General features: G+C 29.0%; 18 protein-coding genes. 3 read left to right on the top strand and 15 right to left on the bottom strand.

Annotated elements, in window-relative coordinates; all coding sequences use genetic code 11:
* Positions 1 to 16 precede the first annotated feature (16 nt).
* A complete protein-coding gene (locus ABXT55_RS03715; RefSeq protein ID WP_415285411.1) occupies positions 17 to 478 on the top strand; it encodes a RidA family protein in 462 nt (153 codons plus the stop codon).
* Here ABXT55_RS03715 and ABXT55_RS03720 read toward each other — a convergent pair.
* Together ABXT55_RS03720 and ABXT55_RS03725 are read right to left on the bottom strand one after the other, a co-directional pair.
* The gene (locus ABXT55_RS03720; RefSeq protein WP_415285413.1) at positions 475 to 1,773 is read right to left on the bottom strand and encodes a UDP-glucose dehydrogenase family protein; all 1,299 of its coding nucleotides are present in this window, start codon (positions 1,771 to 1,773) and stop codon (positions 475 to 477) included. The two genes, ABXT55_RS03715 and ABXT55_RS03720, sit on opposite strands and share 4 nt — an antisense overlap.
* Positions 1,770 to 2,585, bottom strand: a complete 816-nt coding sequence (locus tag ABXT55_RS03725) for a sugar phosphate nucleotidyltransferase (protein ID WP_415285415.1) — start codon at positions 2,583 to 2,585, stop codon at positions 1,770 to 1,772. The genes ABXT55_RS03720 and ABXT55_RS03725 overlap by 4 nt, the downstream gene beginning before the upstream one ends.
* Positions 2,586 to 2,589: 4 nt before the next feature.
* Between ABXT55_RS03725 and panC the strand changes: the two genes are divergently transcribed.
* Positions 2,590 to 3,432 (top strand): pantoate--beta-alanine ligase, encoded by an 843-nt coding sequence (panC, locus tag ABXT55_RS03730; protein WP_415285417.1) that lies wholly within the window; start codon positions 2,590 to 2,592, stop codon positions 3,430 to 3,432.
* Here the strand turns inward: panC and mgtE are convergent.
* On the bottom strand, positions 3,429 to 4,802 hold the full coding sequence (mgtE, locus tag ABXT55_RS03735) for a magnesium transporter (protein WP_415285418.1): 1,374 nt from the start codon (positions 4,800 to 4,802) through the stop codon (positions 3,429 to 3,431). The two genes, panC and mgtE, sit on opposite strands and share 4 nt — an antisense overlap.
* Positions 4,803 to 4,863: 61 nt before the next feature.
* Here mgtE and lipB point away from each other — a divergent pair, with 61 nt between their 5' ends.
* Positions 4,864 to 5,484: a lipoyl(octanoyl) transferase LipB gene (gene lipB / locus ABXT55_RS03740; RefSeq protein ID WP_415285419.1), complete on the top strand. Its 621-nt coding sequence runs from the start codon at positions 4,864 to 4,866 to the stop codon at positions 5,482 to 5,484.
* Here lipB and ABXT55_RS03745 read toward each other — a convergent pair.
* From ABXT55_RS03745 to rpsH, 12 genes are read right to left on the bottom strand one after another with little or no spacing between them, the layout of a single operon-like run.
* The gene (locus ABXT55_RS03745) at positions 5,465 to 6,379 is read right to left on the bottom strand and encodes an RluA family pseudouridine synthase (RefSeq protein ID WP_415285421.1); all 915 of its coding nucleotides are present in this window, start codon (positions 6,377 to 6,379) and stop codon (positions 5,465 to 5,467) included. The genes lipB and ABXT55_RS03745 overlap by 20 nt on opposite strands.
* Positions 6,380 to 6,403: 24 nt before the next feature.
* The gene (gene rplQ, locus ABXT55_RS03750) at positions 6,404 to 6,841 is read right to left on the bottom strand and encodes a 50S ribosomal protein L17 (RefSeq protein WP_415285422.1); all 438 of its coding nucleotides are present in this window, start codon (positions 6,839 to 6,841) and stop codon (positions 6,404 to 6,406) included.
* The gene (locus ABXT55_RS03755) at positions 6,841 to 7,869 is read right to left on the bottom strand and encodes a DNA-directed RNA polymerase subunit alpha (protein WP_415285423.1); all 1,029 of its coding nucleotides are present in this window, start codon (positions 7,867 to 7,869) and stop codon (positions 6,841 to 6,843) included. Before ABXT55_RS03755 ends, rplQ begins: the two co-directional genes overlap by 1 nt.
* A 3-nt stretch (positions 7,870 to 7,872) precedes the next feature.
* On the bottom strand, positions 7,873 to 8,325 hold the full coding sequence (rpsK, locus tag ABXT55_RS03760; protein ID WP_415285424.1) for a 30S ribosomal protein S11: 453 nt from the start codon (positions 8,323 to 8,325) through the stop codon (positions 7,873 to 7,875).
* A gap of 7 nt (positions 8,326 to 8,332) precedes the next feature.
* Positions 8,333 to 8,716: a 30S ribosomal protein S13 gene (gene rpsM / locus ABXT55_RS03765; RefSeq protein ID WP_415285425.1), complete on the bottom strand. Its 384-nt coding sequence runs from the start codon at positions 8,714 to 8,716 to the stop codon at positions 8,333 to 8,335.
* Between the two features lie 55 nt (positions 8,717 to 8,771).
* Positions 8,772 to 9,413, bottom strand: coding sequence for an adenylate kinase family protein (locus ABXT55_RS03770; protein WP_415285426.1), 642 nt, complete (start codon positions 9,411 to 9,413; stop codon positions 8,772 to 8,774).
* 3 nt (positions 9,414 to 9,416) lie between these two features.
* Positions 9,417 to 10,697, bottom strand: coding sequence for a preprotein translocase subunit SecY (secY, locus tag ABXT55_RS03775; RefSeq protein ID WP_415285427.1), 1,281 nt, complete (start codon positions 10,695 to 10,697; stop codon positions 9,417 to 9,419).
* A 10-nt stretch (positions 10,698 to 10,707) separates the two neighbouring features.
* The gene (gene rplO / locus ABXT55_RS03780; RefSeq protein ID WP_415285428.1) at positions 10,708 to 11,169 is read right to left on the bottom strand and encodes a 50S ribosomal protein L15; all 462 of its coding nucleotides are present in this window, start codon (positions 11,167 to 11,169) and stop codon (positions 10,708 to 10,710) included.
* The gene (rpsE, locus tag ABXT55_RS03785) at positions 11,169 to 11,681 is read right to left on the bottom strand and encodes a 30S ribosomal protein S5 (protein ID WP_415285429.1); all 513 of its coding nucleotides are present in this window, start codon (positions 11,679 to 11,681) and stop codon (positions 11,169 to 11,171) included. Before rpsE ends, rplO begins: the two co-directional genes overlap by 1 nt.
* Before the next feature lie 2 nt (positions 11,682 to 11,683).
* Entirely contained in the window at positions 11,684 to 12,040 is a 357-nt protein-coding gene (gene rplR / locus ABXT55_RS03790; protein ID WP_415285430.1) for a 50S ribosomal protein L18, read from the bottom strand.
* The gene (rplF, locus tag ABXT55_RS03795; protein WP_415285432.1) at positions 12,040 to 12,579 is read right to left on the bottom strand and encodes a 50S ribosomal protein L6; all 540 of its coding nucleotides are present in this window, start codon (positions 12,577 to 12,579) and stop codon (positions 12,040 to 12,042) included. Before rplF ends, rplR begins: the two co-directional genes overlap by 1 nt.
* The gene (gene rpsH / locus ABXT55_RS03800) at positions 12,579 to 12,974 is read right to left on the bottom strand and encodes a 30S ribosomal protein S8 (RefSeq protein ID WP_271492411.1); all 396 of its coding nucleotides are present in this window, start codon (positions 12,972 to 12,974) and stop codon (positions 12,579 to 12,581) included. The genes rplF and rpsH overlap by 1 nt, the downstream gene beginning before the upstream one ends.
* Positions 12,975 to 12,978 lie beyond the last annotated feature (4 nt).

Consider the following 12,978-nt stretch of genomic DNA (forward strand, 5'->3'; position numbering starts at 1 on the left):
AACTTTGTGGTAACTGATGACATATGATCAAAAAATTAATGAATTAAAATTAAAGCTTCCAGAAGCAAGAGATCCAGTGGGATCTTACGTTGCGTCAAAAATTATAGGAAAAATGCTTTATATTTCTGGACAAATATCTATATCTGCTAATGGCGAATTAATAAAAGGTAAAATTGGTCAAGACTTAAAAACTGAAGATGGGTATGAGGCTGCTAAAAGATGTGGCTTAAGTATAATTTCACAAGTCAAAAAAGCTTGTAATGATGATCTTTCTAAAATTAAATCATGCATAAAATTAACAGGCTTTGTAAATTCTACAGATGAGTTTACGGAACAGCCTAAAGTAATCAACGGCGCTTCTGATTTAATAGTTTCAGTTTTTGGTGACGCTGGAATGCATACAAGAGCTGCAGTTAGTACAAATAGTTTACCTCTTGGAGTATCAGTGGAAGTTGATGCTATTTTTGAATTAAATTAACAACCAATAGCAAAATATTTAATATTCAGTTCTTTCATCTTTTTAGGGGAATAAATATTTCTCATATCAAAAATTTTAAAATTTTTATTTTTAACATTTTTTTTGAAATTAATTGACTTAAAATCATTCCATTCTGTGTGAATAATTATTAAGTCAGCATTTGTTATTGCAGACTTAATGTCGTTAGAAAATTTAACATTTTTAATTTTATTAAAATTATTTTTTTTACCAGTTGGATCAAAATAATTTATTTTAGCTCCTTTTTTAACTAAAGAAGGTATCATAGATAAACATGATGAATCTCTCATATCATCTGTATTAGCCTTAAATGTAACACCTAAAAAACATATTTTTTTATTTCGAATATTGTTATTTAATATATCAAAAACTCGTTTTAACAATAAAGAGGATCTATTATTGTTAGATTTAATTACACTTTTAATAACAGATAGATTAGTTTTAAATTTATCACTTGTAGAGACGATAGCTTTGGTATCTTTGGGAAAACACGATCCACCATAAGCTGGTCCTGCTCTTAAAAAACGACTACCAATTCTTTTATCAAGACCCATACCAATAGAAATATCCTCAATATTAACATTTATTTTTTCACATAAGTTTGATAACTCATTAATAAAAGTTATTTTTGTAGCTAAAAAAGCATTTGAAGCATATTTGATTAATTCAGCAGCTCTTCTTGAGGTGTTAATATATTTTGCTCCTTTGGATATAAGTGGTGAATAAAGATTTTTTAATTTTTTATTTGATCGTTTATCTCTAGTACCAATAACTACTCTGTCAGGATAACTAAAGTCCCTTATAGCCTCGCCTTCTCTTAAAAATTCTGGATTGGATACCACAGAAAATAATTTTTTAGATATTTTTTTTGAAATGATTTTTTCAATTTCATCACCTGTAGTAACTGGTACAGTAGATTTAGTAATAATAATTTTAAATCTATTAATAGAAGTGCTTATTTCTTTTGCGACATTGTAAACTTGACTTAAATCAGCAGCACTACCATTTTTTTTAGTTGGTGTTCCAACACATATAAAAATAATATCTGATTTTAATATTGAGTCTTTTAGATTTGTTGAAAATTTTAATCTTTTATTTTTAAAATTTTTTAAAGCTAACTCATTTAAACCAGGCTCATAGATTGGAATAATTCCTTTTTTTAAATTTTCAATTTTGTTTAAATCTTTATCGACACAAATGACATCATTACCGAGATCAGAAAAGCACACACCACTCACCAAACCTACGTAACCTGTTCCTATCATGCAAAGTTTCATATTTTAGAAATCTCCAAAGTTGAATTAATATAACCTTTCATTGTGCCACAATCTAAATATTTTCCAGAAAAATTATGACCTATAAATTTATAATTTTCACTTATTAAAGATTGTATGGCATCAGTAATATGGATCTCTCCACCTTTACCTGGCTTAAGTTTTGATAATTTATCAAATATTGTTTTAGGTAAAATATACCGTCCAATAACAGCATTATTTGACGGTGCTAGTTTTATGGAGGGTTTTTCTACAACATTTTTAATGGTAAAATTATTTTTATTTAATTTATTTTTAACACTATAAATTCCCCATCTTGAAACTTCTCTTTTATTTACCTTCATGCTAGCCATTACAGATGAATTGTATTTCTTATGAACAGCAATCATTGATTTAGAGCAATTATTTTTAATAATCAAATCATCAGGTAGTAACATTAGAAAATATTTATCTTTGATATATTTTTTTGTTTTCAATACCGCATCACCTGTTCCAAGCGGTTTATCTTGAAAAACAAATTTAATCATTTTCTTATATTTTATGATTTTTTTATATTCTTGTATAATTCTTGGATCTTTTTTTTTCTTAATTATAGTTTTATAAAATTTATCATTATAAAAATATTTCTTAATCATTAATTTCTTTTGAGATATAATAAAAATTACTTCTTTAATTCCAGCGCTTATACATTCATCTAAAATATATTCTATTCCTGGCTTGCCATTAATAGGTAGAAGCTCTTTAGCAAAAACACTAGTTAGTGGTAACAATCTTGTACCAAGTCCTGCTAAAGGAATAATAGCTTGTTTAATCATATAAATGTTTTACTTATTAATATTAATATTACAAATGAAATTAATAAGGCAAATTACTGATTTAAATAAGGCAATTAGTAACCAGAAAGAATTAGGGTTTGTTCCAACCATGGGAAGTCTACATAAAGGGCATACTTCACTTATTAATTCTTCTAAACAAAAATGCAAAAAAACATTAGTTAGTATTTTTGTTAATCCTACTCAATTTAACAGTACTAATGATTTCAAAAATTATCCTCGAGATCTAAATAAAGATATTAAATTACTAAAAAGTTTAAAGGTTGATTTCCTTTATGTGCCTACTGTTAGTCAAATTTATAATAATAAGAAACGTAGAGTAACTAGATTAAATAAATCACAAAAAATACTTTGTGCTAAATTTAGAAAAGGACATTTTGAGGGGGTGCTTGATGTTTTGAATAGATTTACCAATATAATTAAACCCAAAAAAATTTTCATGGGTGAAAAAGATTATCAACAATTTTTTTTAGTACGTTACTTTATTGAAAAAAAATACAAAACTAAAATTATTGCATGCAAAACAATAAGAGATATAAATAAAGTAGCATTATCTTCAAGAAACTCGTTGCTAGATTTAGAAAATCTTAAAAAAGTTGGGAAGATTTCTTTGACGTTAATCAAGTTGAAAAATTTAATAAAAGATAATATTAAAAATAAAAAATTGATTAAAAAAATAAAAATTGACCTTATAAAAAAATTCAAGATTAAAATTGAATATTTGGAGTGTAGAAACCTAATCAATCTAAATACTAATTTAAAAGATAAGCCATTTAAGCTTTTTGTAGCATATTACTTAAAGGGTGTAAGACTTATAGATAACTTTTAAAGAAAATAAGCGCTAACACCTAGAAATGAAACAAAACCAATTACATCAGTAATAGTTGTCACAAACACACTGGATGCTATAGCAGGATCAATATTCATTTTTTTTAGAGTTATAGGTACTAAAATACCAAATAAACCTGCGACAATCATGGTGACTATCATTGACATTGATATTATTAAAGAAAGTAATGAATCTTGAAACCACACTTGAACTACTATAGCACTTATTATTGCAAATATAAAACCATTTAAGATACCGATATTAAATTCCTTTAAAATATTTTGTGAAAAGTTATTTTTTGTTAAGTCATTTGTTGCTAAAGTTCTTACAGTAACGGCTAGGGTTTGCATTCCTGCATTACCACCCATAGAAGCAACAATAGGCATAAGAAATGCAAGAACAACCATTTGTTCAATTGTTGCGCCAAATAAACTAATGACCCATGTTGCAAGAAATGCAGTAAATAAATTTAATAGAAGCCAGTTAAACCTTCTTCTAGTTTTCTTAAAAACACCATCAGTAATTTCTTCATCACCTACACCTGCTAATCTTAAAGCATCTTCCTCAGCTTCTTCTTTCAGTACAGTTAGGACGTCATCATACATGATCATGCCAACTAACTTGTTTGATTTATCGACAACGGCCGCAGAATTTAGATTGTAATTTTCAAATACGTTACCAACCTCCTCCTTGTCCATATCTACAGGAATTAGTAGTTGAGATTCTGACATAATAGAAAGCATTTTAGTTTCTCTCGAAGTAGTTAAAACTTTCGATGACGGAACAGTTCCAATTGGTTTAAAACCCTCATCTATAATGAAAATTTCTAAAAATTCTTCAGGTAAATCTTTATTTTCTCTTAAATAATCAATAGTTTGACCAACAGACCAATTGCTAGGAATAGCTGTAAACTCACGTTGCATAATTCTAGCCGCTGTATCTTCCGGGTAACTTAAGCTTTCCAGTAAAGCGAATCTATCTTTTGGTGGTAGAGAACTTAATATTGTATTCTTATCTTTTTCGTCAACATTTTCTAAAATTGTTATCGCATCATCAGATTCAAGGTTTTTTAATAGTCTGACAATAGTATCGGGTGATAGATAAGCTATGATTTCAGACTGTACTGACTCGTTTAACTCAATAAAAACTTCTGGGTCTATATTGAAATTATTAAGTTTTATTAAACTTTCTCTATCATTTTGACCAAGATGTTCAATTATATCAGCTGCATCAGCTGGGTGCATTTCATTAAAAGAATTTGTAATAAATTGAGCATCATTGTTGGTTATCTTGGAAGTAACAACTTTTATGTACTCTTTATTAAACTCAAAATTAACTTTTTTATCTTTTATTTTTTTTATTAAAGACATAAATTTACCTATAAATCAGTTTCGCACTAATAGTGTATAATAAGAATACTACAATTTATAAATGAATATAGAAATTAAAAAGTCAATAAAACCGATAAAATACGAGGATGCAATAAAACTCCTTGAGGAAAGACTGTTGGAGATAATCAGTGGTCAAAAAGAGGATTTAATATGGATATTAGAACATGAAGAGGTTTATTCAGCTGGTACTAGTTATAAAGAAAAAGAAATTCTTAATAAAGATATAAATCTAATAAAAACAAATCGTGGAGGAAAAATTACCTATCATGGTCCGGGTCAAATGATTTGTTATTTTGTTATAGATCTAAAAAAAAGAAAAAAAGATATTAGAAAATTTATAACTTTAATTGAAGAGACAATTATTGACAGCTTATCAAAATTTAATATTAAGACATTTGGCGATCCAAAAAATATTGGTATTTGGACTGACCATAAAGGAGAAATTAACAAAGTTGCTGCAATAGGTATTAGGGTAAGTAAGTGGATAGCTTATCATGGATTTGCAATAAATATTAATAATGATCTTTCAAAATATAAAAACATTATTCCATGTGGTATTTCGGATAAGGGCGTGATTAATCTTAAAGAAATTAAAGACCAAGATTATAAGGATTTAGATAGAATTATCATTGATACGTTTTCTAAGAATTTGGAAACCTAAGTCTTTTTGTTTTCAAAAGTTTTTTAAAATAATCTGGTAACAATGCTGTATAGGTATATTTTTTATCATTAATCATAAATTTAATTTGGTATGAATGTAGCATTAAATTTTTATTTATTGCTTTATCGGTATTACTAAATTTATATTTTTGATCTCCATAGATTGGACACCCTACTGCGTAAAGTTGTTTTCTTAATTGATGCTTTCTTCCTGTAATTGGCTTCATTTCAACAAGACTACATATAGAATTTTTATCTAATACCTTATAAAGAGTTCTAGCTTTTTCAACCACCTCCCTATCATTATCATATCTAGTTAAATCATCATTCCACTCACCAGAGTCTTTCTGCAATTCACCATGACATATGGCTAAGTAAGTTTTATGTACTTTTCTAAGTCTAAATAAAGAGGTTAATAACTGGGCAGATTGTCTATGCTTCGCTATAATAAAAACTCCAGATGTATCTTTATCAAGTCTATGTACAGAAAATGGTTTTGTGTCTTGAAAAATTTCACTACGAGCAAATATATCTACAAGATTTTTTTTAGATTTAGTTCCACCTTGAACCGAAATACCGGAGCTTTTATTAAGAACGATGAAATCATCATTATTGTCAATTATTAATTCTTCATTCTCTTTAATAACCTCTTCTGAGGGTATAAATTTAATTGTTTTTTGAATAATTGTTTCTTTAAAATCAAAGTTGAATAAATCTATAATGTCCCCTGTCTTTACTTTATGAGAACTTTTTATTTTTTTACTATTAATTTTAACTTTTCCACTTTTTAAACTTTTTTCAATTAAACCTTGTGGGTAGTTACCAAGATTATTACGTATCCATCTATCAATACGCATATCGTTAAACGTTAAATCAACGTTAAAAGACTTTTTCATGATGAAATTATTTTATATAAAAAATTAAGCAGTAGCTAATTTTTTCTCTTCAGTTTTGTCTTTTGCTGGATCTTTTTTCTTTTTATCAACTCTTTTTGCCTCAACATCTCTATCAACAAATTCAATTACAGCCATAGGTGCATTATCACCATATCTAAAGCCAGCTTTAATTATTCTAGTATAACCACCATTTCTTTCTACATATCTTTTTGATAATGTTTTTTTAACTTTATTTGCAGATGTTATGTCTTGCAACTTAGACATTAACATTTTTGTAGTTTGAAGAGTTTCTTTTTTTCCTAAAGTTATGATTTTATCAGCTTGAGGTTTTAAGAATTTGGCTTTTGGAAGCGTTGTAGTAATCTGCTCATATTTTATTAAAGAATTCAGCATATTCTTCAATAAAGCTTTTCTATGTTCAGAAGTTCTATTTAACTTCTTATTAGCCATACCGTGTCTCATTAGATTTGCTCCTCTAACTTTTTAGACATTTCAGCTATATTTTCTGGTGGCCAGTTTGGTATTTCCATACCTAAATATAAAGACATACCAGTTAAAACTTCTTTTATTTCATTAAGTGATTTTCTTCCAAAGTTAGGTGTTCTAAGCATTTCTCCTTCAGATTTTTGAACTAAATCACCAATATAAATAATGTTATCATTTTTCAAGCAATTCATAGAACGAACAGATAATTCAAGCTCATCTACTTTTCTTAATAAATTTTTATTGAATTCAGGCTCAGATGATACTTCTTTTACAGGAACTTCCACTGGTTCATCAAAATTAACAAACATATTTAGTTGATCTTGGAAAATTCTAGCAGAATAAGCAACAGCATCTTCAGCAGAAATTGATCCATTAGTTTCAACTTCCATAATTAATTTATCATAATCCAGGGCTTTTCCTTCTCTTGCAGTGCTGATTGCGTATGAGACTTTCTTAACTGGACTGTATAATGAATCTATAGCAATTAAGCCTAAAGGTGGCTCTTCTGGCTTATTCATCACTGCTGGCACGTATCCCTTACCTGTTCCAACATTCATTTCCATGTGGAAATTTGTATTTTCGTCTAAGTTGCAGATAACTAAATCAGGGTTTAGTATCTCAATATCAGTAACTGGTACTATGTCAGAAGCTTTAATTTCTCCAGGTCCTTTTGCATCTAAAATAAGTTTTTTAGTACCTTCAGAAGAACTTTTTAAAGCTAAAGATTTAACGTTAAGAACGATATCTGTTACATCTTCTCTAACACCTTTAATGGATGTGAACTCGTGTAATACACCATCTATTTGAATTGAAGTAACAGCTGCACCTCTTATAGAGGAAAGTAAAATTCTTCTTAAAGAGTTACCTAAAGTTAAGCCGTAACCTTTTTCTAAAGGTTCAGCAATAATTTTTGCATGTGATTTGTCATCACTGATCTTAACATCTAATTGAGCTGGTTTAATTAATGCCTTCCAATTTTTAGCATTTACATTTAAACTTTCCATTTACTAAACTCTCCTTTTTTTTGGTGGTCTTACGCCGTTATGTGGCATTGGTGTAGTATCTTTTATTGAAAGAATCTTAAATCCTTTCGCTTGTAAAGCTCTTAATGCAGTTTCTCTTCCTGAACCAGGTCCTTTAACTTCAACTAACAAGGTTTTCATTCCAAATTCCAATGCTTTTGAAGCAGCTGAGTCTGCAGCGACCTGAGCGGCATAGGGAGTTGATTTTCTTGAACCTTTAAATCCTTTTTGTCCAGCAGATGCCCAAGAAATGACATTGCCATTAGTATCAGCGATTGAAATTATTGTATTATTAAAAGTCGATTGAACATAAGCAATACCATTAAGAATATTTTTTTTAATTTTCTTTTTTTTTGAATATGAACTTTTTTTAGCTTTTTTATCTACTTTTTTTTCAACAACAGCTTCTTTATTTTCAACTTTATCTACTTTAGCCATAAATCAATTATTTTTTAAGTGGTGTTAATTTTTTACCTGCGATTGCAATTGCTTTACCTTTTCTTGTTCTAGCATTACATCTAGTTCTTTGACCTCTCACAGGAAGTTTTTTTCTGTGTCTTGATCCTCTATAACATGCAAGATCAATTAATCTTTTAATAGTTAAAGAATAGTCTCTTCTTAAATCACCCTCTACTTTGAAATTTGCATCAATGTACTCTCTTATTTTTAAAATGTCTTCGTCGGTAAGTTCATTAATTCTTTTTGCTTTGGGAATCTCTAATGAGGTACATATCTGGTTTGAAAAATTGTTACCAATACCATAAATATAAGTTAGTCCTATGTGAACAAGTTTATTTTGGGGAATGTTAACACCTGCAATACGAGCCATATATTTGAGAATAAATTTAGCCTTTTATATAAGAAGATGTTCTAAAGTCAATGTCTTAAACCTTAAGAATATCATCGATTTTGGTAGTAATTTGATCAATTTCTTGGGCTCCATCAATTTCAGTGAAGTTTAAATTTTTGCTATAAAAATCTAATATGGGTTTTGTCGCTGTCATATATGTGTCATATCTAGCTATTACTACTTCTAAATTATCATCTTTTCTCTTTTTTAAATGTTCAGGCCCACAAGGATGTAGTTCTATTTGTTCTTTGTTAAAGTACTCATTTAAGGTCATGTTACATTTTTCACAAGTCATACGACCCATAATGCGTTTTTCGATGATATCTCTTGAAACGTTAAGAAATATAGTGTGGCCAATTGTTTGTTTAAATTCATTTAAAATGAGCTCAAGATTGATTGCTTGCTCAATATTTCTTGGATATCCATCAAAAATAATTCTGTCCCTAAATTTTAGATGAGTTATAGCTTGTTTAAGCAAAGTATTAACAGCCTCGTCTGAAACAAACTCTCCATTAGATATAAGTTGTTCAATTTTAGAGCCTAGTGAAGTTTTTAATTTAACCTCGTCTCTTAATAAATTTCCAGTTGAAAGCTGAAAGTAATTATGTTTTTTAACAATAAACTGAGCCTGTGTCCCCTTTCCAGCACCAGGAGGACCAAATAAAATTATATTCACAATTTACTTACCGAATTTTGTTTTTTTTATTAGTTGCTCATATTGTGAGCTCATTAATCTAGTTTGTATTTGTGTTACCGTATCAATTGCAACAACAACAACAATCAAGATTGATGTTCCACCTAAATAAAAAGGTATTGGATAATTTGCAATTAAAAATTCAGGCATTAAACATACGATTGTTAAATAAAGAGCACCAATAGTTGTAAGTTTTGTTACGATTTTTTCAATATATAATGAAGTGTTTTCTCCAGGTCTAATACCGGGAACAAAACCACCATATTTTCTTAAATTATCAGCAGTCTCTGTTGGATTAAATGTTATCGATGTATAAAAAAAAGTAAAAAATATTATTCCTGAAGCGTAAAGCAGCATGTAGAGAGGTTGTCCTTGTGTAAAGTATGAACTTAAATTTAGGAACGTATCATTGTCTGAAAAACTGAAATTAGAAAAAGTTACAGGTAATAATAATAAAGCTGATGCAAAAATTGCTGGAATAACACCAGCCTGGTTAATCTTTAAGGGTAAATGAGAGGACTCACCACCATACATTTTATTTCCCATTTGTCTTTTAGGGTAATTTATTAAAATTTTTCTTAATGCTCTTTCCATAAAAACAATGAACATTATTGTTGCAACTAATAGTACAAAAATTCCAATAATCATAATTGTAGATATTGCACCAGTTCTACCAAGTTCAAAAGTGGTAACTAAAGCTCTTGGGATTTCAGCAACAATACCAGCAAAAATAATCAATGAAATACCATTACCAATACCTCTTTGCGTTATTTGTTCACCCAACCACATTAAAAACATTGTACCTGCAACAATGGTTGAGACTGCTGTTACAGTAAAAAATAATCCTGGATTAATAACTAAGTCAGCAGAAGATTGTAAACCTATAGATAATCCATAACCCTGAATAGTAGCAAGAATAACTGTTCCATATCTTGTGATCTGAGTGATTTTTGCTCTTCCAGTTTCACCTTGTGCCTTTAAATTTTTAAAATAATCAGATACGCCAGTTAACAACTGAACTATAATTGAAGATGAAATATAAGGCATGATTCCAAGTGCAAATATGGCCATTCTACTTACAGCTCCGCCTGAAAAAACATTAAACATTCCAAGTAATCCTTTTTGATTACCGCTCATCATTGTTTGTAATTGCTCAGGATCAATACCTGGAATTGGCACAAAAGTACCAAATCTATAAACTGCTAGGATAAAAATTGTAAAGATTATTCGATTTTTAAGATCATTAGTTTGAGAAGATGCACTCATAATATCTTAATTATTTTTTCAATTCTATTTTGCAGCCTGCTTTTTCCAATTTAACTACAGCAGCTTTTGATATTAGATCAGCTTCAATGCTAACTTTATCTTTAATGTCACCTGTGCCTAGTATTTTTAATTTTTGAGAATTCTTATTAATTAATTTCAATTTAATAAGTAAAGCTATGTTTATTACATCGCTTGAATTAATTGTTTTTTCATCAATATATGATTGAATTTTTTCCAAATTCATTATTGCTATAACGGCTTGGTATCTCTTAATTGCATTAAAGCCTCTTTTAGGTAATCTTCTGTATAAAGGCATTTGACCGCCTTCAAAAGCTTTAATAGCAACACCAGATCTAGACTTTTGACCCTTAACTCCTCTTCCAGAAGTTTTACCTTTTCCAGAACCGATACCTCTACCAACTCTCATTTTTTTTTTATATAAAACTTTTCCTGTAGTATTTAATGTACTCATTATCCTCTTTTTTCAATTACGTCAGAAATTTTTTTATTTCTAATTGTTGCTATATGTTTTGGTGAATTTTGTTTTGAAAGAGCCTTCATTGTAGCTCGTATCATGTTGTGAGGGTTTGATGTTCCCATTGATTTAGCAACTATGTCCTTAATTCCTAAAACTTCACAAACTGCTCGTACAGGACCTCCAGCAATGATACCCGTTCCTTTTGGCGCTGATCTTAAAATAATCTTACCTGCTCCATCTTTACCGTAAACATCATGGTGTATAGTTCTACCTTCTCTTAAAGGTATATGAATTAATTTTCTTCTAGCAGTTTCATTTGCTTTTTTAATTGCGTCTGGAACTTGTTTAGCTTTAGCATGCGCTATACCAATTTTACCTGCTTGATTTCCAACAACAACTAGTGCTGAAAAACCAAATCTACGTCCACCTTTTACAACTTTAGTAATTCTATTAATGTGAACTAATTTTTCTAAAATTCCATCGTCAATTTTTTTTTTAAAATCCATAATTAAAATTCCATTCCATTTTTACGTAACGTTTCAGCAAATGCCTTAACTCTACCGTGATATTTATAAACACCTCTGTCAAAATAGATTTTTGTTATCTTTTTTTCTACTGCTTTTTTTGCTAATTTTTCAGCAACAATTTTAGAAATATCCGTCTTATTGCCTTTACTCATAGCTTTAACATCTTTTTCAATAGATGAAGAAGAAAGCAAGGTAATGTTTTTAACATCATCAATGATTTGAGCAGATATATTTTTTAAAGACCTTGAAATACTTAGTCTAAATCTATCGGGAGAAGAGACGTTTTTAACTTTATTAGTTACTCTAAATTTTTTTCTTTGGATTGCATTTAATTTCATTATTTTTTCTTTCCTTCTTTTCTTAATATATACTGACCTTTTTCTCTAATACCCTTACCTTTATAAGGTTCTGGTTTTCTAAAAGATTTAATTTTTGAACAAACCATACCAACTTGTTGCTTGTCAGATCCACTAACTTTGACAGTCGTTTGTTTTTCAACAACAATTTTAATACCTTCTGGTATATCAAAATTTATATCATGACTATAACCAAGCTGTAGATTTAATTGTTTTTCTTTTAGCGCAGCTCTATAACCAACACCAACTAACTCTAATATTTTTTCATATCCAGTACTAGAACCAATAACAGCATTATTTATTAAACTTCTATTCATTCCCCATAGTCTTTTTGAATTTTGATCAACTTTTATTGGTTTGATTGATATCTCTTTTCCTTCAGTAATATCAACTTTAAACATTTCTAAATCAACGTTAAGAGATTTTTTCCCTAATGGTCCTTCAATATTAAGCACGTTACCAGATAGCACTGCTTTAACTTTTTCAGGAATTGAAATACTTATTTTACCGATTTTAGACATTAAAATACCTTACAGATTATTTCACCACCAACTTTTTGTTTTCTAGCATCAACATCAGTCATAACACCTTTTGGAGTAGAAACTATCGCTACACCGAGCCCACCATTAATTTTTGGTAAACTGTCAGCACTTGAAAAAATTCTTCTTCCTGGCTTTGACACTCTTTCAAATGTGCTAATGACTGGGTTTCCTGAATAATATTTAAGGTCTATAGATAAAACTGGTTTTTTATCTTCAGTATCAATTTTATATTCTTTAATAAAACCTTCATTTTTTAAAATATCTGCAATTTTCACTTTAAAGTTAGAAGAGGGCAGTGCAACTTTTTTGTGATTTCTCACTAAAGCATTTTTTATTCTTGCAATCATATCACCTATTGGGTCACTTAAGCTCATATAT

Source organism: Candidatus Pelagibacter sp. Uisw_130 (assembly GCF_047722505.1).
GTDB lineage: Bacteria > Pseudomonadota > Alphaproteobacteria > Pelagibacterales > Pelagibacteraceae > Pelagibacter.